Raw genomic sequence first — 22,727 nt, 5'->3', positions numbered from 1 at the left:
CATGGAAATCAAAAGAAGCTTAAACACAAAATTTGCCGAAACATTCGGCCCTAAAAAAACTACACAATACTTCTCGCCAGGTCGCATCAATTTGATTGGTGAACACACAGATTACAATGGCGGTCATGTCTTCCCTGCTTCTATCACTTATGGAACGCAAGGTGTCGCCGCACCTAGAGACGATAATAAAATATTAGTTTATTCCACAAACTTTGATGATATCGGTGTCATCAGTTTTACTTTAGACGAGCTAGAATATGATAAAAAAGCAAATTGGGCAAACTACGTAAAAGGAATGGTCCTTAAATTAAAAGAAGCTGGACACCCAATTGATCATGGATTTGAGTTGTTGGTGGAAGGAACAATTCCTAACGGTGCAGGACTTTCCAGTAGTGCTTCATTAGAATTATTAGTGGGTGTTGTATTAGAAGATCTGTTTGATTTAAAAACGGATCGTTTGGAACTAGTCCAAACGGGTAAAAAAGTAGAAAATGAATTCATCGGTGTCAATTCAGGTATCATGGATCAGTTTGCCATCGGCTTCGGTGAGCTAGATCATGCGATTTTGTTAGATACAAATACGCTGAAATATGAAATGGTCCCAGTGAAACTAGATGGTTATGCAATCGTCATCATGAATACGAATAAACGTCGGGAATTGGCAGATTCAAAATACAATGAACGCCGCAGCGAATGCGAAGAAGCCTTGGCACGTCTGCAAAAAACTTTGCCTATCTCTTCTTTAGGAGACTTAGATGAAGAAGAATTTGAATCAACTATTGACCAAATCGGTGATGATACATTGATACGCAGAGCTCGTCATGCTGTTTATGAAAATCAACGTACTTTGAAAGCAAAAGCTGAATTAGAAGCTGGAAACTTGGAAGCATTTGGACAACTGCTAAATGATTCTCACCACTCTCTTCGCTATGATTATGAAGTGACTGGGATCGAGTTAGATACACTAGTGGACGCTGCTCAAAAACAAGAAGGTGTCTTAGGTGCACGAATGACAGGAGCTGGATTTGGTGGCTGTGCGATTGCTCTTGTCAAAGAAGAAAATATACCTGCCTTCAAAAACAATGTCTATGATGAATATATGAAAGTTGTCGGCTATGCTCCAGAATTTTATGTTGCACACATTGGAAATGGGACAACAAAGATTGATCCAGAAGCCGTTCATGTTTGATAGAAAAATCAATGCACACAGCTAAATAAATAGGTACAAATAACCTCTCAGCAATTTTCAAACATGAGCAAAAGGCTCACATTTGAAAATTGCTGTTTTTTATTGACATAAAAAGGGAACGTATGTTCTAATTATATAGAAGAGGTGATTGTTATGTGGGCGAATCAAAATCCAGTATTTGTTTATGAAAAAGAACCTTCACGAGATATTTTATGTATTGACTGCAAATCTTTTTACGCCTCCGTAGAGTGCGTGGAAATGGATCTTGATCCCCTTACAACTAAATTAGTAGTAATGTCCTATCCGTCTGATTCGACAGAAACACGGGGTAGCGGATTAATCTTGGCTTCCAGTCCTGCAGCAAAAAAAGCATACGGCATCACCAATATCAGCCGTGCCAGAGATTTACCCTTTCCCTATCCAAGTGATTTATATATTGTTGCTCCAAGGATGGCCTATTATATGGAAAAAAACAGAGAAATCAATACTATCTATAAAAAATATGCAGATGAAGCGAACCATCATGTCTATTCCGTTGATGAAAGCTTCCTTGATGTAACAAATAGCATGGCACTCTTTGGTAAAACGAATGCGTACGACATGGCTAAGCTGATCCATAAAGATGTATTTGAACAGACCGGAATCTACACGACTATAGGAATCGGCGATAACCCACTACTTGCTAAACTAGCCTTAGATAATGGCTCAAAAGACGGAAAACAAATGATTGCTGAATGGCGTTATGAAGATGTCCCAGAAAAGTTATGGACAATCTCAGATATCACTGACTTTTGGGGAATCGGCAAACGAACAGCAAAACGACTGAAACAAATGGGTATACATTCGGTTTATGATTTAGCTCACGCGGATTATTATCACTTGAAAAGCACGTTAGGGATCATCGGTACTCAGCTTTATGCCCATGCTTGGGGAATCGATCGAAGTTTTTTAGGGCAAGAATATATACCGAAATCAAAAAGTATCGGAAATAGTCAAATTCTAGATAGAGATTATACGAGGCAAGAAGAAATCGAGATTGTTATCAAAGAAATGGCTGATCAAGTCGGCACCCGCTTGAGAAGATCTGCAGCAAAAGCACAAGTAGTCAGCTTATGGATAGGATACTCCTTAGGTTATCTTGATCCAAATGGTAAGACCGGTTTTCACCAGCAAATAAAAATCGAAGCGACAAATGCTAGCAGAGATCTAGCAGATGCTTTATTGACCATTTTCCACCAGCATTACCGCCGTCAGGATATTCGACGTATAGGCGTGAACTGTTCCAACCTCGTATACGCGACAGGTTTACAGCTTAACCTTTTTGAAGATCCTGAGAAGCAGATAAATGAAGCGAAAGTTGATTTTGTAGTCGATACGATCAGAAAAAAATACGGCTTTAAATCAATCATCCATGCGCATAGTCTCTTGCAAGGAGGACGCGCCATTGCACGTAGCTCTCTCGTTGGTGGGCATGCAGGTGGTATGAGTGGATTAGAAGGTGGAAAAGATGAGACGAACAGCAAAAAAATTCATTGACTATAACGAGTATCGAGATCGTCCATTTGGATTAAAATGGGGAACCGCTTTTGCGATGGAAGAACTAGTCAACGGTATCAAAAAAAATGAAGAAGAAGCACGCAAACAACCTCTCCCTAAACAACAAATGACATTACAAGAAATCGATAGTATACTGACAGAAGCTTTTTTATCTCGTAAAGCAGTAATCATCCAGCTCAATTTAACAGATGAATTTGGAAGACTCTTAGATGAGGTTGAAGGTCATTTCATTGGTGAAGCCTATGAAGATTATTTTATGATCGACCATCAGCCGATAGTTTGGGAAGACGTACGGCATATTGAGTTAAAAGAAACAAAAAAATGGTTTATGACATGAGAGGCTGCTCAATCAGCGTTTTGATCTTATTATTAGCTGATTGAACAGCGTTTAGTGGAGGTTGCGAAAAAGTCGCTTAGTTTTGAGTATCAAGTCAAAGAGCTGATTTCACAACCTCTCTCTATCCATCTATCCGGTAAGATTCATGCATCACGTCTTCTTTGTTTAGTACGTAGAACCCTTTTTCTTCTGACCATTCGACATAAATCAGCTGTTTTACGTCTGCATAGCCTTCTTTCTTCAAATTCTCCAGAAGCCACGATTCATCTACTTGATTGGATTGAAGTACTTTATGCTGGATTTGTCCTTCGTCCACTAGCAGGATCGACAAAGCTTTGTCATCATCTGATTTTTTCAATACACTCATTTGACCGGCATTCTCTAGGATAACATGTTTGGCATTTTCAAGAGAAAAGCATTCCTGCTGTCTTAAGATTGCTCGCAATTGCTCCATCTCGATATGGTTATTTGCCAACTCTGTCATGTTGATGACGCCGTCTTTGATTAAAACAGAGGGCTCGCCTTTAACCCAGCGATTGACTTTTTCATTTTTTTGGACGATACGTTCGATGCCATAAATCATTACTGCCCAAAGCGCAATGGCAAATAGGACATGACCTACATGGACATTGTCATCATAGGTTGATTCTTCTAAGATCCCCCCTAAAACAAGCGTATAGACTAAATCAAATGGTGTGATTTCCGACATGGATTTCTTCCCAAGCAAACGCACCACTAATAACAAGCCGATCAACCCGAATACCAGTTTCATTGTGATTGAAAAAACCATTCTTTCTCCCCCTAACTATCTGTTAATTAAATTATATATGCTTTCTCTCAAACACGCATGGAATATACAAGGAAGAAATGTATCCTTTCACTAAAAAAAGGACTGTGACACGAGTCGTGTCACAGTTCCTTATTCCGAACAAAGGGTGTTCAATCAGCTGACCCTCGATATTCGCTCAAAAAACGGCAAAATATGAGGAACTATTTTGCCGTTTTTTTCTCTAATACTCAGTTCAAAACACTGATTTCACAACCTCTTGGTAAACGGTGTTCAAAAGCTTGCATCTGCGGTAATAAGTCCAACCAAGTTAAAAACATAAGAAGCTGTTTTTACTTGACTGTTCTTATTACTTGATGCAGGGCAGCTTTTTCACAACCTCTGATACACGGTGTTCCAGAAGTAGCTTCTTCGGAAATAAGCCGAAATTTCACAAAAATTTGAGAAACAATTTTCGTAAATTTCTTCTTATTTCTTGAAGCTGACCACTTCTGTCACAACCTCTTTTCAAATATTTCGTTTTCTTATTCTACAAATGGTTCTTCTCCTAATGCTTGTTGAGCGGCTAGATTCAACATGCTCCATTGTCGGTCAAAACCTGGTTGGAAGAAGAAGTCGGCTTCTGCCAGTTCTTCTAAAGTCAGTTTATTTTGGATCGCTAGTGCCAACACATTTCCTTGACCTGTAACATCATAGGTAGATAATACTGCTCCTCCTAGCAATTGATGGGTCATTGGATCTGAGAATAATTGGATGGACACTTTTGGATTTCCTTGTTCTTCTGGTACATATTTTGGTCGTAACGTATCTTCATAATAAGACACTCGTACATCTACTCCTGCTTTTGCTGCAGTGAAGCTATTCAATCCGCTTGCTGCAAAATGGTAGTCGAAGACACTTAATGCGGAGGAACCTACGACTCCGCCGAACGGTTTATTTGGTACTTCTTCAAAAAGATGTTTTACTACATAACGTGCTTCTCTACGTGCAACAGTCGCTAAAGCAATCGGCATTTTTTTGCGTGCAGGGATAGAATAAGCAAGTGTAGCATCTCCTACTGCATACACATCTGGAAGATTTGTTTGCAAGTATTCATTCGTTTGGATCCAGCCACGTTCATCTAAGTCGACGATCCCTTTTAACCATTCAGTATTTGCCTTCACACCAGCAGCTTGGATGACTAGATCTGCTGGGATTTCTTTTTCACTTGTTTTGATTGCTTCCACTTTTCCGTTTCCGGTAAAGGCTTCGATTTTGGCGTTTGTCAAAACTTCAATACCGTTTTCATTTAGGTGTTGTTCTAAAATGTCTGTCATCTCAGCATCTAAATAAGTGCCTAAGGGTCTGTCGATCACATCAAGCAAGACGACTTCTTTCCCAGCTTTTCGGCTTGCTTCTGCTGCTTCGATCCCAATGTAACCAGCACCTACGACAGCGATTTTTTTAATAGCCGGATCATTTAATTTTTCTTTGATTTTGGTTGCCCAATTGTATCCACGCATCAAGTAGACATTTTCTAAATCTGCCCCTGGTACTGGCAAATTGTTTGGTTTGACACCAGAACTCAAGATCAATTTATCATAAGGATATTCTTTTGTTTCGTTATCTGATGCGCTAGTAACCGTTACTGTTTTTTTATCTGCATCGATCGTTTTTACTTCGTGATTATTTAAAATATGAACATTGGATTGCGGAAAGTTTTCTGGTCTGAAATTACGTACATCATTTACATCTGTTACCTTGTCTTCTAGATACAGCTCCATACCGCATGACATGAAGGAAACATAGTCTCCTGCTTCAAATAGCGTGATATCTACATTTTCACCGTATCGTGTCAATAGTTCCAAGATCGATTGATGCCCTCCATGAGATGCACCTACAATGACAACTTTGATTTTTTCCATTGATGAAACCTCCTTGAATATTCTTTTAAAATCATTCTAAACAATTTAAACTTAACATTACATCAGTTATGAATCAAAAGAAACGCGTTCATTTGAACCAAATTTAAAAAACAATCGGCAGCTTGCAGAATATACCGCAAAGATGCCGATTGTTTTTTGAGAAAATTCATGAATCACTGTTCTGTTAAAAAGTCTTTGATTCTTTTGCAAGCTTCATGTAAGTTTTCCATGCTGCTAGCATAAGAAATCCGTATATAGCCTTCTCCTTCTGGGCCAAATGCAATGCCAGGGATACACGCAACTTTTGCCTGTTCCGCTAAGTCTACACAAAACTGCCAAGAGTCGGTTTGAATGACAGCTGGGAGTTTGCAAAATAAATAAAATGCACCGTTTGGCTGAGTCACTTCAAATCCTAAAGGCGCCAATTGCTGGACCAGATAGTCTCTTCGTGTTTGATATTGCTCTTTCATATTCTCGCTATCTTTTACTCCATTTATTAGCGCTTCAGCCGCAGCTTTTTGCGACATCGTTGTAGCCGCAGTCACCAGATATTGATGGACTTTAATTAGTTCGTCAATAAGGGCTTTTTGAGCAAAAATAAACCCCACTCGCCAACCAGTCATCGCATGTGACTTGGATAACCCGCTTATCACGATTGTTTGTTCCGGAAGATAAGAAGCTATGGACATATGCGTTCCAGTGTAAGTCAATTCAGCATATACTTCATCACTTATAACAAATACCGGATATTTTTTTAAAACTTCAGCGATTGCCTCCAACTGGCTTGCAGACAATGTCGTCCCAGTTGGATTGTTAGGATAATTTAAAATGACTGCTTTGATAGCTGATCCATATTGTTCAAATGCTCGTTCAAATTGTTCCGGCTGACAGACAAACCCTGTGTCAGAAGTATCTATCGGGATCAATTCAGCACCAGCTAGTTCCACTAATGGCTGATATCCTGAATAAGCAGGCGCTGGAATAAGAACCTTGTCTCCTTCTTCTAAAACAGATAACAATGCAGAGGCAATCGCTTCCGTTGCACCAACCGTCGTCAAAACTTCCGTTTGCGGATCATAAGTTAATCCATAACGCTGCTGCTGAAACATACAAGCAGCTTCCCGCAGTTCCTCCAGACCTCTCATTCCGGTATAGTGAGAAAAGTCTTCTTCAATCGCTGCTATTCCGGCTTGTTTGACATGTTCGGGAGTCGGAAAATCCGGTTCTCCCAAGGTGAGCTTGATCACATCTGGTATCGACGATATTTGCTGATCGAATTGCCGTATTTTAGATACTTCTATTCTAGAAAGTCTGGGATTAAATCGATTGGATAAATTCATCATTATTTACTCGCTCCTCTTTTGAACTGCTATCGATTTTTTCAAGAAGATTTTCTGTAAAAAGAATCGTTTTATACCATTCTACACCATTTTCTAAAACATCCATATCAAAATCGAACGTCGGATCATGTAAAGCAGGGGTATCACCGACACCTAAAAAGAAAAATGCACATGGATATTGTTGCGTATATATGCCAAAATCTTCGGCTTGAAGAACTGGATCCTCTAATTCATGTAGTTTGTTTGAATCCGACAATGCTGCATATAAGCCTCTATGATTGATCACGGCTGGATAGCCGTCATTATAGCGGAAAGAAATAGTAGCTGCAGAGTGAAACTGTTCTGCTAAATGAACTAATCCCCTCTTCAAATAATTTTGCATATCTGAACTGTAAGAACGGATACTTCCGGATACAATAACTTCTCCAGCTAAAACATTCCGGATCGTTCCACCTTGGATTTGACCAAATTTCATTAGATGATTCCACTCTGCCGGTAATTGCCGATCAAAATCATAAACATTCTTCAAAAATCGTACAGCTGCCTCCAGACTATCGATTCCTTTTTCACTAGAAGCAATATGCGCGGACTGGCCCTTGATGATAATGTCTGTTTCACTGCTTTGTGCCATCAAAGGTCCTGGTCGAGAAAAAACTTCTCCTTTCGCTAGTCCAGGCCATAGATGAAAGCCAAATATTGCTTGTACTTCATATTTATCTAACAATCCTGACTGAATAACACTTTGTGCGCCGCCGGAAATTTCTTCTGATGGCTGATAGATCAGTACTACATTATAAATAAGCTCCTCGATGTGTTCAGTTATAAAGTCGGTCAACCCTAAAAGCATCGCCATATGTCCGTCATGACCACATGCATGCATATACCCTTCATGCTTAGAAGCAAAAGAGAGATTCGTTTCTTCTTTGACTGGCAGTGCATCGATATCTGTTCGAAAAGCAATCGTTTCTTCTTGTTGATTATCAAAATAAAGAAGCAGTCCTGTTTCGCCGATTTCATGGATAACGGCTCCACTATTTTTTACTTGTTCATATAAATATTTTTTTGTCTTGAATTCATGAAACCCGATTTCAGGAATTTGATGGAGTGCCATTCGATATTCTTTCAGCATCCGTATTCACCATCCCTTCATAGATACCCTTCACTACGGTTTCATACTGATCATTCGGTACACCGATGATTAGATTCAACTCCTGTGCTCCTTGTGATAAAATCGATGTGCGAATTTCTAATTTGTTCAATATCGATAACACTTTTCCAGATAAACCGATCAATTCTTTATGCGGTCCGCCAACGACAGAGATCAAAGCTAAGTCTTCGATAACGACGATTTCTTCCACACCAAGTGTTTCTTTTAATTCTTTCGTGATGAGAAATAATTTATCGGCAATCGCTTCTGCTGAAACGATCACTCCGATATTGTCGATCCCTGAAGGAATATGTTCGATTGATATCTCATGTTTAGCAAAAATGCTCATTGCTTTCCAGATAAACCCGATTTCATCGGACATATGACGTTTGAATAAAGTGATCGAAAGAAAATCCTTGCGTCCAGCTATTCCTGTCAGTCCATTTTTCTTTTCCACTTCGTGATTCGATATTTTTGTTCCTTGAGCGAAAGGATCATTGGTATTTTTTATTTGGATGGGGATATCCGCCTCTTGAACTGGGAAAACAGCTGCTTCATGAAGAACATTAGCCCCCATATAAGCCATCTCTCTCAGCTCTCTAAAAGAGATTTCCTCGATGATTTTAGGATGATCGATGATTCGCGGATCAGCCATCATGATTCCTGAAACATCTGTCCAATTCTCATAACTCGCCGCTTGTAGCATCTTCGCCAGTATCGCGCCAGTAATGTCCCTTCCCCCACGTCCCAATAATTTTTCTTTGCCTGCAGGGTTTGCCCCGTAAAATCCTGGAACAACCATTTTCGGATATCTTTTAAATGCTTTTGTGATTTCCTGTGCTGTTTTTTCCTCATCGATTTTTCCATCATAGTCAAAGAACAGCAGGTCCTTTGCATCAATGAACTGGTAACCAAGATACTCAGCCATCAGTCGAGCAGTCAGATATTCACCTCTGCTTACTAAATAATCTTCAGTTATCTTTTCATCTTCCAGTTGTTTTTGTATGCGTGCCAGTTCCTCTTCCACAGGTAACTGCAGGTCAAGAAGATCTCTTACTTGAATGAAACGTTCACAGATCCTTTCCCAAAGGGGGGTCCAATCAACATGATGCTGAAGGTAGGCATAAATCAAATAAAGTAAGTCTGTTACTTTGTCATCATCTGACGTACGTTTGCCTAAAGCAGAAACAACGATCACTTGACGATTGGGATCTGAAAGAACAATTGTACGGACTTTTTTGAATTGTTCTTCATGAGACATCGATGTTCCGCCGAATTTTGCTATTTTCAGCGTATTACTCATCTTGCCACCTCCGCTATTTTCTGCATTAAAGCTGCAGCAATCTGTACGGCATTCGCAGCGGCTCCTTTGCGTATGTTATCGGCAGTTGTATAGAACAACAGTCCGTTCTCTAAAGAGGTGTCTTTTCTGATCCTCCCAGCATAAACCGTATCTGTTCCTCTAGCAAGAATGCTCGTCGGATATTTATGTGCTGCTAGATCATCTTCTAATTGGATCCCTGGAAACTGACTGAGACACTCTCTAACTTCTTCAATCGTAAACTCTTTTTGCAACTGAACGGCCACCGAGACTCCGTGTCCATTCTCGATTGGCACACGTACACAGGTTGCTGATACTGGCAAATCAGGCTGATGCAGAATCTTACGGGTCTCATTTATCATTTTCTGTTCTTCTTTGGTATAGCCATTTTCCAAAGGCTGATCGATTTCTGGAATCACCGTTTGACTAATATTATAAGGATACAAAGCTGGTTCCTCGTCATTTTGCGTGCGGTAAAGATCTTGGATACCTTTCTGTCCAGAACCAGAAACTGCTTGATAGGTCGAATAGTTGACTCGTTGGATTCCAAAGGCTTCTTGTAAAGCTTTAAGTGGTAGTACCGCTTGAATGGTTGAACAATTTGGATTCGCAATCAGCCGATTCAATGTATAGTCTTCGAGATTGACCTCTGGAACGATCAATGGAATATCCGAATCTTCTCGCCATGCCGAGGAATTATCTATAACAAATAATCCTTGGCTTCTTGCGATTGGCGCAAACTCTTTGGATACAGAAGCACCTGCAGAAAATAGCGCTAAATCATATCCTTCAAATGAAGTTTCTGTCAATTCCTGTACAGTGTGTTTCTTCCCCTTGAATACACAAACTTTTCCAGCTGAACGTTTTGACGCTAATAATTTCAATCGTCCTACTGGAAAATCATATTCTTCTAACACTTTAAGCATCGTTTGTCCGACTAATCCGGTTGCCCCCACAATACAGGTATCTATTTCGCGCATTTTTCTCCATCTCCTCTATAATTCGCGTAACGCAGCAATCAATGCTGTATTTTCTTTTGTCTGATCATCACTTATTTTCAAGACACGTGCAGGTATTCCACCGACAACAGTACCTGCTGCCACATCTTCTAAAACCACTGCTCCTGCTGCCACGACTGCATCTTTTCCGATATGGACACCTTCAACAATCACTGCATTCGCACCTACCAGTACGCCGTCTTCTACGATAACCGGTTTAGCCGATGCGGGTTCGATTACACCTGCTAAGACAGCTCCTGCACCAATATGGCAGTTTTTGCCCACTGTCGCTCGTCCACCTAAGACAGCACCCATATCAATCATCGTGTTTTCACCGATTACTGCACCGATATTGATAATCGCTCCCATCATGATCACGGCATTGTTGCCGATGGACACTTGATCTCTGATAATAGCACCTGGTTCGATACGGGCATTGATTTTTTTGATATCCAGCAAAGGAACTGCACTGTATCTTGCAGCAGTTTCGATTTCGATTTCAATGATTTTTTCCGCTTCAGCTTCTAAAACCGGAGCAATCGACTCATAGTCACCAAAAACAACGAAGCTGTTTCCTTCACCAAAAACTTTGCTGTCTTTAAATTCGATTGGCTCGGTTACATTCAGATAGACTTTCACAGGCGTCTTTTTAGATGCCGTTTGAATGTAGCGGATGATTTCTTGAGCTTCCACGTTTCTTACACCCCTTTATCCATTAATAAATCTTCTAATTTGTAATAACCTGGTGGCTGATTTTTCAACCAGTCCGCTGCTTCTACTGCACCTGCAGCAAAGATTCGATTAGAAAAAGATTCATGTTTGACCGTAAATACTTCATCGGGAGCTGCAAACATTACCTCATGTTCACCAGGTAAAGAACCTGCACGAATACTGTGTACACCAATTTGATTTTCTTCTCTTTTTTGTCCTTGCCAGTTGTATATAGGCTGAAGCTTTTGTACTTCTTGGATTGTTTGAAGCAGCATATTCGCGGTACCAGATGGTGCATCTTTTTTACGACTATGATGTTTTTCAATCAGTTCGATCTGCCAGCCTTGCAACATTGCAGCTGCTTGCTTGATCAGTTGGTTCATCACCATGATGCCTAACGAAAAATTAGCACTATACATCACAGGTATCTGCTTGGCATGTTCTTCCATTTCTTGGAACTGTGATTGTGTATAACCTGTCGTGCCAATGACTAACGGAAGTTGATAAGACAAGCTATACGAAAGGATCATCTCTAAATTATCTGGATGAGAAAAATCAATAAGCAGTTCTGGCAGTTCCGTAAAAGCAAGCGTAGTTGCTTCTTTAGGTGCCGTCCGTAAAAGAAGGACCGTATCTCCTCTTTCTTGTGCAACTTCTTCGACTCTATTTCCCATCTGTCCAGTGCCAATCAGTCCGATTTTCATTTTTCAACCGTCCTTTCCTTTAGCAAAAGCTGAGCTAATTGTTTCTTTTTCTCTTCCGAAAGGGACACTAAAGGCAGGCGTAGAGGTCCTGAAGGTAAATTTAATAATGACATAGCTGCTTTGACAGGAATAGGATTGGTCTCACTGAACAAGGCATGGATCAGTTCAAGTGCATTTAATTGTTTTTCTTTTGCTTGCTGCCATCTTCCGTCCATCGTATCTTTTACTAACTTATGGACTATTTTAGGCTGGATATTTGCCCATACACTGATTACACCGCTCCCTCCTACACTCATTACTGGCAGGATCAAATCATCATTTCCGCTGTAAAGGCTGAATCTTTCGCTAATCAATCGAGCGGCATCCATCACATAAGCCATATCTCCTGAGGCTTCTTTCAAACCAATGATATTAGGATGTTCTGCTAAATTTACTAGTACATGGATTGGAATCGACATGCCTGTTCTAGAAGGGACATTATATAAAATAAGCGGGATTGGCGAGGCTTCTGCAATTGCTGTGAAATGAGCAGCTAATCCTGCATCACTTGTTTTGTTGTAGTAAGGAGTGATGACCAAAAGTGCATCTGCGCCCAAAGAAGCAAAATGCTTCGCTTTTTCAATCGTTTCTTTCGTATTATTCGTTCCAGCTCCTGCAATCACCGGCACACGGCCAGCCACTTTCTTTACTGTCAGTTGAAGGATCTTCTCCTCCTCAGATTGTGTGAGTGTAGAAGATTCTCCTGTTGTACCCAAAACTAATAATCCGTCTGTTTGTTCATCTAAATGGAATTGGATCAATTTTTCCAAACCAGCATAATCTACTGATCCCTCTTCATTCATCGGCGTGATCAGCGCCACGATCGAACCTTTTATCATCTTCATTCCTCCAATATTCTTGTCCATTCATGAACTGCTGGACCAGCCATTTGTATCGTATCCTCACCAGAGATCATCAAGTCTCCTTGTTCCAAGTGAACGACTACCTGATCTGCTGAAATCTTCCCAGTTTCCTTCGCAACCGCATAAGAGGCACAGCAACCTGTACCGCAAGCAAGTGTCCAACCTACTCCTCTTTCATAGGTACGGACGGTCAATTCTTGTTCATTGACTACTTCTACAAAGTTGACATTGGTTTTTTCTTTGAATAAAGGATGATGACAGATCAGTTCGCCTCTTTTTTTCCAGACTTCCTCACGCGCATTTTCAACAAAAACAACGGTATGGATCGTCCCTAAAAATAAACTAGTGATCGTTACTTTTTCGCCACCAATCTCTATTTCCTGGTTTTTTATTGGATAAGATTGTGCAGCTTTGATTTTTTCTGGAGAATCATCTGGCACTCCCATATCTACGCTGCAATAAAAAGGTGAGGGATCCAACACCGTAATTTTTCTTGTGCCTGCTAACGTCTCTACGTTGAATTCCTGTTCATCCACCCTATTTTGATCATTCACATATCGAGCAAAACAGCGAATACCATTTCCGCACATAGGGGCACGGCTACCATCTTTGTTGTAATAGATCATTTCCAACGGATCGGTTTTTACGGCGATCAATCCGTCTGTGTCATATTTTTCTTTTGCGCATAAAGAAGCGGCTAATTGACTATAATCCGTATCCTCTGTGTAATCTAATAAGATAAAATCATTTCCACAGCCATTATATTTATGAAGGATCATAAGAAACTTCCCCCCTTAGTAGATCAGAAAATGCTTGTCTGCGAACAACCAGTCTTGATTGACCATTATTGACAAAAACAACTGCTGGTCGTGTCGCTCGATTGTAGTTGCTGCTCATCGAATATCCGTAAGCCCCCGTGGAATAAACAGCTAAAAGATCACCCGATTTTGCTTTCGGCAAATAAGTTTCTTTGATTACCACATCACCTGATTCACACATTTTTCCTGCAATCGTCACTTTTTCTGTTTTTTCTTCCGACAGTTTTTCTGCTAAATCACAATCGTATGCTGCCTGATACAGAGCTGGGCGGATATTATCTGTCATCCCGCCATCTACAAAGTAATATTTTTTATGTGGTGTCTTTTTGATGAAGCCAATCGTGTATAGTGTTGTACCAGCTTCCCCAACAATACTTCTTCCTGGTTCGATCAGTAGTTGACGAATCGTCAGTTTTCGTTTGTCCAAAGCTTCTTCCGTATATTCAATCAGCTTTTTTAGTGCCTCTTCGATTGGGATTGGCTGATCATTTTGTGTATAACGAATACCGAATCCTCCCCCGAGATTCAAGGAAAGTGGTTGGTCAAAATCGGTTAAGTAACTCGTCAATTTGTCGATTTCAGCTAGCCAAGCAGTAACATCAAAAATTTGTGACCCAATATGGGCATGAAAACCTTCTAACTCTAGATAACTGCTTTCTTTTATCAATTGGAGAGCTTGCTGACACTCTTTACTTTCATAGCTCATGCCGAATTTTGAATCAATATGTGCAGTGACGATATATTCATGAGTATGGGCTTCTACACCGACATTCAACCGAAGCATGACATCGACTTTTTTAGAATAGCGTTGGCTTAATTCTTCTAATAACTCGACTTCCATCAAGTTATCGGCAACAACATGCAACAACTCATTTTCAAGTGCATAGATCAGTTCTTCTGGGGTCTTGTTATTACCATGGAAATAAATAGCATCTCTAGGAAAATCAGCTTGCAAAGCGGTATAGATTTCCCCACCGCTGACAACATCCAGCCCAAATCCATATTCATGGACTAAACGCAGCATCTCAATCGTTTGGAATGCTTTAGAGGCGTAAAGCACTTTTGTATCAAAATGCTTCGATACAAAGCCTCGCTTGAATGACAGCATCGTTTGTCTCATCTTTTCTTCGTCATACACATACAGAGGTGTCTTATACTTTTCTGCTAATGTGCTTGCTGTGACTCCGCCAATTATCAATTCTGTCATTTTTTCATTCCTCTTTTCACATTTTTTCCGTTTTTATTGGAATTTCATTTGATAAAGATTTGAATTTTATTGGAATAATATTATACAAAATTTTCTGAATTGTCTAGTATATTTCGAAACATTTTTTTAAAACAAAAATAAAAATGGGTACAAAAAATAAAATATCCGAACCATCAGAAGAATATTCCTGCATACCAGCAGAGGTTTATCGCTGTTTAGCGATGATAAACCCTTCTTACTTCCATATCGTTCGGATATTTTAAATTTATGAGTTATTTCAACTATTTTCACGGTTCCATGATATTGAAATAGTTGTTTGTATCTGCTTTAAAAAGCATGGACCAGTTTCGTGGTTCACCTGAGGAATCAAGCATTTGCTGGAGGAATGCTAATCTTTTTCCTTCATAAATAAGCGTGACCTCCTCTTTGTCTGAAGAAATAGGATAATAAGTCAAAATTCCTTGCCAATAATCAATGAAATAAGTCGTTGGCAATGAATGGATTTGACCATTTGAAAGTTGCCAGTCATCTGTGAACTTTACCATGCCCGTCTGTTGTTTTTTGGTCGAAATAGTATGGATGCTTAAATAATCCAGCAACATTTCTCCATTCATCTGTGCCGATAGCTCTGACGAATCAGCCGATTCAATTGAAAACAAGTCCACATCTTCCTTTAATTCCAGTGCCCCAGTCAAGTACTCATTTCGCCAAGCCCCAGATTCCGTTTGATACCCTAGTTGTGTCAACGATCGCCGGCAAAGCGCTCTTGCTTCTTTATTTTCAGGATCTGCGTAAATGACAAAATTCGTAACTTTTGCCGCCCATTGATAATTTCCTTTTTCATAATCTTCATGCGCTTTTTCTAAGATAGCCTCTGCTCCACCCATGTACTTTACCATTTGTTTCGCTTCCCGTTCAGGAGGAAGCGGATTTAAATTCACCGGATTTGAATCATACCAACCGATATACTTTTGATAAACCGCCTTGCTATTATGAGCAATCGTTCCGTAATATGGTCTTAGATACCACTGTTTTGTCAGCTCTTCTGGCAAAGCGACTTGTTCTGCTAATTCGTTTATGGTATACCCGGCATTGACAGCTTTAAGTGATTCATCATGAATTCCTTTATATAACCGTGCTTGGTCTAGTAAATACCTGTTAATAGCATCTGGTTCCTCCTCAGTGGCGTACCGCGGCCAAGTATGCGCATGGAACAATACTTTTGCTTTTGGTCCATAGCGCCGTTGTGCCTCGATAAGGTATCTCGACCAGCTTTTTCCATCTCGTATCTGTGCCCCTCGGAGAGTATAAAGATTATGCATCGTACAAGTGCAGTTTTCTGCCATCCAAAGCGCTTGATATGCTGGAATATACGTATTCATTTCGGCAGGGGCTTCTGTGCCAGGGATCAATTGGAACTCCAGATCTAATCCATCGATAGCGATTATTTTATTTTCAGTGATCTCACAAGTAGGAAGCTCAAAACTGATCGTGCCTGTAGATTGTCCTTGTCCAATCCCAACAGATAAGGAACCAAATGGACTTTTTTCTAAGGAAGAGCCATATTGAAAGACTGCTCTTCTTCCCATGGCCTTCCCTACCATAAGGTTCTCAGAAATAGCAGATTCCGTAAATCCTTCAGGTACATAAATCGGAACAGAAGGATCTACTTCGAAGTCTTTAAACAAACCGCGTATGCCACCAAAATGATCAACATGGGAATGACTGATAATGATTCCTGCAAGATTCCCCTCCACTTCTGGATACCCGTTTTCATTAAACCAGCGATTTGCAAACTCAATCGCTGCTCTTGAACATTCGATACTCATCAATGTATCAAAGACAATCCATTTATTGTTTGGAGTAAGAACCAGTGTGAGGTTGGCCATATCAAATCCCCGTAACTGAAAGATTTGCTCAGTGACACGAAAGAGACCCGTTTGATGGTTACATCGCGCATTTTCCCAAAGACTTGGATTCGCACAGTTTGGACATTCCTCTTCTAAAAATGCATAAGCTTTCTGGCTCCATATAACTTTTCCGTCTTGAATAATCTCTAAATGGTTAAAGGGAGCGACACAATTCTGGCTAGCTAACATAAATTCATGATTATCCGCAAAGTTCAATTGTTTTTTTACGTTGTTATTTTCTTTCTGTGTCTCTTTCGTCGTATGCTTCTCCATTATTCAGCCTCCGTTTTCTCTTTTTAAACTAATTTAATTATAATATTATTTTAATATAAAGAGAAAGAAAACGCTGTCTTGGTTATACAAGCAGTAGGAAAATAAAAGGAAACATAGCAATTTGAAACTATTTCAAATATTTATAGGCTTCGATAATCTCTTCGTACTTTTCTTTCGCATTTTCTTCTACGGATTTATCTGGATGATACTTCATGACTTTTTGTCGATAGGCATGTTTGATCTCTTCTTTTGTTGCCTGTTCATCTACACCTAAGATCAGCCTAAAATAAGCTTCCAGTTCAAAAGGCTCGTTGATTACTAAAGAAGTTTTTTCGTTGTTCCTATTTTGATTAGATGATTGTTGCGTATGTTCAGAAGTATCTTTCTTTTCATTTTTTTCTTTGAGTAAAAAAGTGAATAAATACGTACACTTATGAAAATACTTATTCAAAGAATGATAAACAACTAAACGGATACCAATTGCTACAAGAGAGATCGGAACTGTCAGCAAAATATTCCAAATCAAAGCTAATTGAAAAATAACATTTAATAAATAAAAAACAGTAATTATCGTCATACATGATCCTATGATCTGCAATGGATAAATACCAAAAAATTGTAATAGACTAGACAACAGCAGGTAACTCAGTGGAATGCTTAAAAGAATAAATAATTTTACAGACAGATGCGCTTCTGTAAATCGTTGAAAATAATGGATGATAGGCTGAAAAAATTCCAATAATTCAATATATCGCCCACCTATTTCATTCGGAAGGAACATCGAAAACAAAACAACAATTATGTACAAAGCCACTTCTGGAAATGCAAGCGTTACAATTATTGCCCATAACAAAAAAATCAAAAGATAAAAAAACAGTAATAGGATGAATCCCATAAAGATTCCTCTCTTTCAAAATATTCGACAGATCACATCTTTCAATTAAATTGTATTTCAAAGTGTAAATAAAACAAATACTTTTTTATTTTTCAATCGGCTGGTTCTACAAAAAACCTCTTGAAAGGCAGATCGGATGATCCACTTTTCAAGAGGTCAAGCTATGTTTTTCAACTTCTTATCAATTCGTCAGCTCATTATTTTGACGCACGTTTTACATAAGAACCTTCTGCTGTATTGATTTCCAATAATTCATCTGTTTCGATGAAGTCAGGAACATTGACCACTAAGCCAGTTTCCATTGTCGCTGGTTTACCTGAACCAGTAACTGTTGCACCTTTGATTGAAGGTTGTGTTTCCACGACACGCAACACGACAGTTGTTGGTAATTGAACACCGATAACTTCGCTACCGAAGAATTGGATTTTTACTTCCATGTTTTCTAGGATATATTTCATTTCTTCTTCTACTGTTTCTACAGGAATTTCATATTGTTCATATGTTTCCAAATCCATGAAGAAAGCTGTATCGTCCATCGTGTACAAATATTGCACAGGTTTTGTGTCGATATGTGCTTTTTCAAATTTTTCTTCTGGTCTGAACGTTGTGTCGTATGTTGCGCCTGAACGGACATCTTTCAGTTTCATACGCATAACTGTATTTCCTTTACCAGGTTTATGGTGGCTTGCATCCAGAACTTTAATCAATTTACCGTCTTGAACGAACGTCATACCGGCTCTTAAATCACTTGCTGAGATCATTATTTTTGCTCCTTCTTTTCTTTATCATAATCAACTTTATTGTATCAGACAACCGGTCAGAAAACTAGAGTATTCTCTATCTTTTAAGGTTTCATGACTATTTGACAAAAAAAAGTAAATACGGGTAAACGATACTATCGAAAAATTTTTCCTTTCAAGCCTTTGACTTTTATTTTTTTTCATGCTATCGTTAATAAAAATTTTACTTGGAGGGATACACATGACAGTCAGCAATCAAAAACAATTGAATCGTTGCTGTTGTATGGTGCGTAAAAGCAGCATACTATTTGTCATGTCTATTAATTGCCCTTCATAGAATGAGTACTAGGTAACTTACCTTTTTGTCTACTCAATTTTTCTCTATGTCTTTCAAGGAGCTGATTTAATAGTCAGCTCCTTTTTTTATTATCTTTTTTAGGAGGTCCATATGATTATCTCGACAATTACAGAAGCTATTGGTTCTACACCGCTTTATCGCTTTGACAATCAGCACTATTCTATGCCTAAAGGTTCTGCTATTTATGCAAAACTGGAATATTTAAATCCAGGAGGAAGTATCAAAGATCGATTGGGCAGTTATTTGATCAAAGAAGGACTTGCCCAAGGAAAAATCAATGAAAAAACGACGATCATCGAACCGACTGCCGGAAACACAGGGATTGGGATTGCTCTGGCCGCACTCACACATCGGTTAAGAACGATTTTTGTTGTTCCAGAGAAGTTCAGCTTAGAAAAACAACAATTGATGAAAGCATTGGGAGCAAAGATCATCCATTCTCCTAGTGAGAAAGGAATCGTCGGTGCCATCAGCAAAAGTAAAAAACTTGCAGAAGAGATATCGAACAGCTATCTGCCTCTTCAATTTGAAAATAAAGATAATCCCGCTGCTTACTATCATACGTTAGGACCGGAAATCTTTCATGAAATCAAAGAAGATATCCATAGTTTTGTGGCAGGGATCGGTAGCGGTGGAACCTTTGCTGGAACTTCTACCTTTTTGAAAGAAAAATATCCCGACATTCGAATAATCGGTGTAGAACCAGAGGGCTCTGTGTTAAATGGCGGAGATCCAGCCCCTCATGAAATTGAGGGTATCGGTGTAGAATTCATTCCGCCGTTTCTTTCTCCCCTTTCAATCGATCAGATCGAGACAATCTCTGATGTTGAAGGGTTTAACTATACTAGGCAATTAGCACGAGAACAAGGACTATTAGTCGGGAGTTCGAGTGGTGCGGCTTTTGCAGCAGCATTAAGAGAAATTCGTCGTTTACCACCTGGTCATCGTGTCGTTACGATTTTTCCAGACGTAGCAGACCGCTATTTATCAAAAAACATTTACTTATAGGAGGAAAGAAACATGCACATTCAAACAAAATTGATCCACGGAGGCATCAGTGAAGATCCCACAACAGGAGCTGTCAGTGTACCTATTTATCAAACATCCACTTATCGGCAAGATGGAGTCGGTCATCCTAAACAATATGAATATTCAAGATCTGGTAATCCTACTCGTTTTGCATTGGAAGAACTGATTGCTGATTTGGAAGGGGGTGTGCGAGGATTCGCTTTTTCTTCTGGTCTTTCTGGGATTCATGCCGTTTTTTCTCTTTTTGAAGCTGGCGATCATATCTTATTAGGAGATGATGTCTATGGAGGAACATTCCGTCTATTTGACAAGGTTCTTACTAAAAATGGTCTCGAATACACGATCATAGATACGAGCAATCTTGATAAAATAGAACAATCCATCCAACCCAATACAAAAGCACTTTATCTTGAAACACCTAGCAATCCGCTTCTAAAGATTACTGATTTAGAAAAAAGTGCCACTCTGGCTCATCGACATGGATTGATAGTTATTGCTGACAATACATTTGCTACTCCTTATTTTCAAAGACCATTAGATCTTGGTTCTGATATCGTTGTCCACAGCGGCACCAAATATCTAGGCGGACACAGCGATGTAGTAGCTGGTTTAGTGACTACTAGACATAAAGAGCTGGCTGAGCAGATCGGATTTTACCAAAATGCTATCGGTGCCGTTCTTGGTCCTCAAGATAGCTGGTTACTTCAGCGTGGAATCAAGACTCTAAGTGTTCGTATGGAGGAACATCAAAAAAATGCTTTTGCAGTAGCTGATTTTCTTTTTTCTCATCCAGCAGTAGAAAAGGTCTACTATCCAGGATTACCCGACCATGAACTTTATGGAATTGCTAAGCAACAAATGAGCGGCTTTAGCGGAATGGTTTCTTTTACTTTAAAAAATGAAGCAACTGCTATTCCTTTTGTTGAATCTCTCCAACTATTTACTTTAGCAGAAAGTTTAGGTGGCGTAGAAAGTTTAGTAGAAATTCCCTCTGTCATGACTCATGCGTCTATTCCAAAAGAAAAACGTGAAGAGGTTGGCATAAAGGACGGCTTGATCCGTCTTTCTGTAGGAATTGAGTATGGTCAGGATCTCATAAACGATTTAGCTCAGGCATTTGACACAATCAAAAACTAGAAAGTCCGCATAAACGGTTTAGCAGAAAAATCTAAAAAATATTTCAGATTGCTACACCTTGGAAACGATAAGTGTTAGAATCAAGTAGAAAGACGTTTTTGTAAATTTCACTAAATAATTCTTTAGTGGAAAACATCAAAACAAATGAACAAATAGATAGGAGTCTTATAAATGAGAATGAATGTCGAAAGTTTTAATCTTGACCATACAAAAGTCAAAGCACCTCATGTACGTGTAGCCGATCGAAAAACAGGTGCACATGGCGATGTCATTATTAAATACGACGTCCGCTTTAAACAACCAAATAAAGAACATATGGATATGCCAAGTCTGCATTCACTGGAACACTTGACTGCTGAACTAATCCGTAATCATGCAGATTATATCGTAGACTGGTCACCAATGGGATGCCAAACAGGCTTTTACTTGACTGTATTGAACCATGAAAGTTACGAAGATATTTTAGATGTTCTGGAAGCAACCATGAAAGATGTCCTTGAAGCTACTGAAGTGCCAGCAAGCAATGAAACACAATGCGGCTGGGCTGCTAGTCATACATTAGAAGGTGCACAAGCCTTAGCTCGTGAATTTTTAGCAAAACGCGATGAATGGTCTGAAGTAGAAGCATAGTTTCTAAAAGAACGTAAAGGTGAGAAGCAATAAAGCTATCTTATCTTCGTAGTCGTTTTATTAACTATTTATTGTCTGAAAAGAGTACTAAACGAGAAAACAAATAGCTAGTTTTCAGTTTAGCACTCTTTTTATCATATAATAGAAAGGAGAAAATTTTATGTCTATCTATAATTTTGAAGTTGCTTTAGAAGACGGCACAGTTTATTCATTGGAAAAATATGCCGGCAAACCAATAATCATCGTCAATACTGCAACAAAATGCGGCCTAGCACCGCAATTCGAGCAATTAGAAGAACTTTATCAAGCTTATCAGTCACAAGGTTTGGTTATATTAGGCTTTCCTTCGAATCAATTTAAACAAGAACTAGCTTCAGCGACTGAAGCAGCAGAAGCTTGTAAAGCCACTTATGGCGTTACCTTCCCTATGCATCAATTGATTGATGTAAATGGAGAAAATACAGATCCTCTTTTTACTTATCTTAAAAATGAAGCTCCTGGTACGGTCACTAAAGCCATAAAATGGAATTTCACTAAATTTTTGATTGATCGAAATGGAAAAGTAATTGAACGATTTGCACCACAAACTTCTCCATTGAAAATGACCACTGCAATTGAATCCGTTCTTTAACTTAATAAAAATAAAAAAAGATGAACTATTTCTAGTTCATCTTTTTACCTTTGCGTGGCGACGTCCTACTCTCACAAGGGGCAACCCCTCACTACAATCGGCGCTAAGAAGCTTAACTTCTGTGTTCGGCATGGTTACAGGTGTATCCTTCTCGCTATCGCCACCACACTGTGGTGTTATCTTTTATTGAGTAAATTTTGTT

General features: G+C 39.2%; 21 protein-coding genes and 1 rRNA gene. 7 read left to right on the top strand and 15 right to left on the bottom strand.

Annotated elements, in window-relative coordinates; all coding sequences use genetic code 11:
- Position 1: 1 nt before the first annotated feature.
- The 3 genes from IGJ53_RS02330 to IGJ53_RS02320 all read left to right on the top strand — a co-directional run bounded on the left by IGJ53_RS02330 (position 2) and on the right by IGJ53_RS02320 (position 3,083).
- Positions 2–1,189: a galactokinase gene (locus tag IGJ53_RS02330; protein ID WP_002314506.1), complete on the top strand. Its 1,188-nt coding sequence runs from the start codon at positions 2–4 to the stop codon at positions 1,187–1,189.
- Positions 1,190–1,342: 153 nt separating this feature from the next.
- The gene (locus tag IGJ53_RS02325; protein WP_010731947.1) at positions 1,343–2,725 is read left to right on the top strand and encodes a Y-family DNA polymerase; all 1,383 of its coding nucleotides are present in this window, start codon (positions 1,343–1,345) and stop codon (positions 2,723–2,725) included.
- Entirely contained in the window at positions 2,697–3,083 is a 387-nt protein-coding gene (locus tag IGJ53_RS02320) for a hypothetical protein (RefSeq protein ID WP_010731946.1), read from the top strand. The genes IGJ53_RS02325 and IGJ53_RS02320 overlap by 29 nt, the downstream gene beginning before the upstream one ends.
- A 121-nt stretch (positions 3,084–3,204) precedes the next feature.
- Here the strand turns inward: IGJ53_RS02320 and IGJ53_RS02315 are convergent, their stop codons facing one another.
- The 14 genes from IGJ53_RS02315 to efp all read right to left on the bottom strand — a co-directional run bounded on the left by IGJ53_RS02315 (position 3,205) and on the right by efp (position 18,761).
- A complete protein-coding gene (locus IGJ53_RS02315; RefSeq protein WP_010731945.1) occupies positions 3,205–3,873 on the bottom strand; it encodes a DUF421 domain-containing protein in 669 nt (222 codons plus the stop codon).
- Positions 3,874–4,394: 521 nt separating this feature from the next.
- Positions 4,395–5,774: an FAD-dependent oxidoreductase gene (locus tag IGJ53_RS02310; protein ID WP_002291406.1), complete on the bottom strand. Its 1,380-nt coding sequence runs from the start codon at positions 5,772–5,774 to the stop codon at positions 4,395–4,397.
- Between the two features lie 173 nt (positions 5,775–5,947).
- Entirely contained in the window at positions 5,948–7,117 is a 1,170-nt protein-coding gene (locus tag IGJ53_RS02305; protein WP_010731944.1) for a pyridoxal phosphate-dependent aminotransferase, read from the bottom strand.
- Complete coding sequence (locus IGJ53_RS02300; RefSeq protein ID WP_438749446.1) at positions 7,092–8,243, bottom strand: M20 family metallopeptidase; 1,152 nt, start codon at positions 8,241–8,243, stop codon at positions 7,092–7,094. The genes IGJ53_RS02305 and IGJ53_RS02300 overlap by 26 nt, the downstream gene beginning before the upstream one ends.
- Entirely contained in the window at positions 8,203–9,552 is a 1,350-nt protein-coding gene (locus IGJ53_RS02295; RefSeq protein ID WP_438750512.1) for an aspartate kinase, read from the bottom strand. Before IGJ53_RS02295 ends, IGJ53_RS02300 begins: the two co-directional genes overlap by 41 nt.
- 8 nt (positions 9,553–9,560) lie before the next feature.
- Complete coding sequence (locus IGJ53_RS02290) at positions 9,561–10,562, bottom strand: aspartate-semialdehyde dehydrogenase (RefSeq protein WP_010731941.1); 1,002 nt, start codon at positions 10,560–10,562, stop codon at positions 9,561–9,563.
- Positions 10,563–10,577: 15 nt separating this feature from the next.
- Positions 10,578–11,273 (bottom strand): 2,3,4,5-tetrahydropyridine-2,6-dicarboxylate N-acetyltransferase, encoded by a 696-nt coding sequence (dapD, locus tag IGJ53_RS02285; RefSeq protein WP_010731940.1) that lies wholly within the window; start codon positions 11,271–11,273, stop codon positions 10,578–10,580.
- Positions 11,274–11,278: 5 nt separating this feature from the next.
- Positions 11,279–11,995: a 4-hydroxy-tetrahydrodipicolinate reductase gene (dapB, locus tag IGJ53_RS02280; protein WP_010731939.1), complete on the bottom strand. Its 717-nt coding sequence runs from the start codon at positions 11,993–11,995 to the stop codon at positions 11,279–11,281.
- Positions 11,992–12,873, bottom strand: coding sequence for a 4-hydroxy-tetrahydrodipicolinate synthase (gene dapA, locus IGJ53_RS02275; protein WP_010731938.1), 882 nt, complete (start codon positions 12,871–12,873; stop codon positions 11,992–11,994). Before dapA ends, dapB begins: the two co-directional genes overlap by 4 nt.
- Positions 12,874–12,875: 2 nt before the next feature.
- On the bottom strand, positions 12,876–13,676 hold the full coding sequence (gene dapF / locus IGJ53_RS02270; protein WP_002400458.1) for a diaminopimelate epimerase: 801 nt from the start codon (positions 13,674–13,676) through the stop codon (positions 12,876–12,878).
- Positions 13,663–14,922 carry a diaminopimelate decarboxylase gene (gene lysA / locus IGJ53_RS02265; RefSeq protein ID WP_010731937.1) on the bottom strand — a complete coding sequence of 420 codons (1,260 nt, stop codon included), beginning with the start codon at positions 14,920–14,922 and terminating at the stop codon, positions 13,663–13,665. Before lysA ends, dapF begins: the two co-directional genes overlap by 14 nt.
- A gap of 287 nt (positions 14,923–15,209) precedes the next feature.
- Positions 15,210–17,105: an alkyl/aryl-sulfatase gene (locus IGJ53_RS02260; RefSeq protein WP_438749441.1), complete on the bottom strand. Its 1,896-nt coding sequence runs from the start codon at positions 17,103–17,105 to the stop codon at positions 15,210–15,212.
- Positions 17,106–17,232: 127 nt separating this feature from the next.
- The gene (locus IGJ53_RS02255; protein WP_010731935.1) at positions 17,233–18,000 is read right to left on the bottom strand and encodes a J domain-containing protein; all 768 of its coding nucleotides are present in this window, start codon (positions 17,998–18,000) and stop codon (positions 17,233–17,235) included.
- A gap of 197 nt (positions 18,001–18,197) precedes the next feature.
- Positions 18,198–18,761, bottom strand: a complete 564-nt coding sequence (gene efp / locus IGJ53_RS02250; protein WP_002289434.1) for an elongation factor P — start codon at positions 18,759–18,761, stop codon at positions 18,198–18,200.
- Between the two features lie 427 nt (positions 18,762–19,188).
- On the opposite strand from efp, the gene IGJ53_RS02245 reads away from it, so the two are divergent.
- From IGJ53_RS02245 to IGJ53_RS02230, 4 genes are all read left to right on the top strand, one after another.
- Positions 19,189–20,106: a PLP-dependent cysteine synthase family protein gene (locus IGJ53_RS02245; RefSeq protein ID WP_259742270.1), complete on the top strand. Its 918-nt coding sequence runs from the start codon at positions 19,189–19,191 to the stop codon at positions 20,104–20,106.
- A 12-nt stretch (positions 20,107–20,118) separates the two neighbouring features.
- On the top strand, positions 20,119–21,264 hold the full coding sequence (locus IGJ53_RS02240; RefSeq protein WP_010731933.1) for a cystathionine gamma-synthase: 1,146 nt from the start codon (positions 20,119–20,121) through the stop codon (positions 21,262–21,264).
- Between the two features lie 171 nt (positions 21,265–21,435).
- Positions 21,436–21,894 carry an S-ribosylhomocysteine lyase gene (locus tag IGJ53_RS02235; protein WP_259742269.1) on the top strand — a complete coding sequence of 153 codons (459 nt, stop codon included), beginning with the start codon at positions 21,436–21,438 and terminating at the stop codon, positions 21,892–21,894.
- Positions 21,895–22,054: 160 nt separating this feature from the next.
- Positions 22,055–22,525: a glutathione peroxidase gene (locus IGJ53_RS02230; protein ID WP_002308095.1), complete on the top strand. Its 471-nt coding sequence runs from the start codon at positions 22,055–22,057 to the stop codon at positions 22,523–22,525.
- 52 nt (positions 22,526–22,577) lie between these two features.
- Here the strand turns inward: IGJ53_RS02230 and rrf are convergent.
- Positions 22,578–22,693: ribosomal RNA gene (rrf, locus tag IGJ53_RS02225) — 5S ribosomal RNA — on the bottom strand.
- Positions 22,694–22,727 lie beyond the last annotated feature (34 nt).

Source organism: Enterococcus sp. DIV1283b, from assembly GCF_051710965.1.
Lineage (GTDB): Bacteria > Bacillota > Bacilli > Lactobacillales > Enterococcaceae > Enterococcus_B > Enterococcus_B lactis.
The sequence above is the reverse complement of the archived record's forward strand: the minus strand, read 5'-3'. Positions and strand labels throughout refer to the sequence as shown.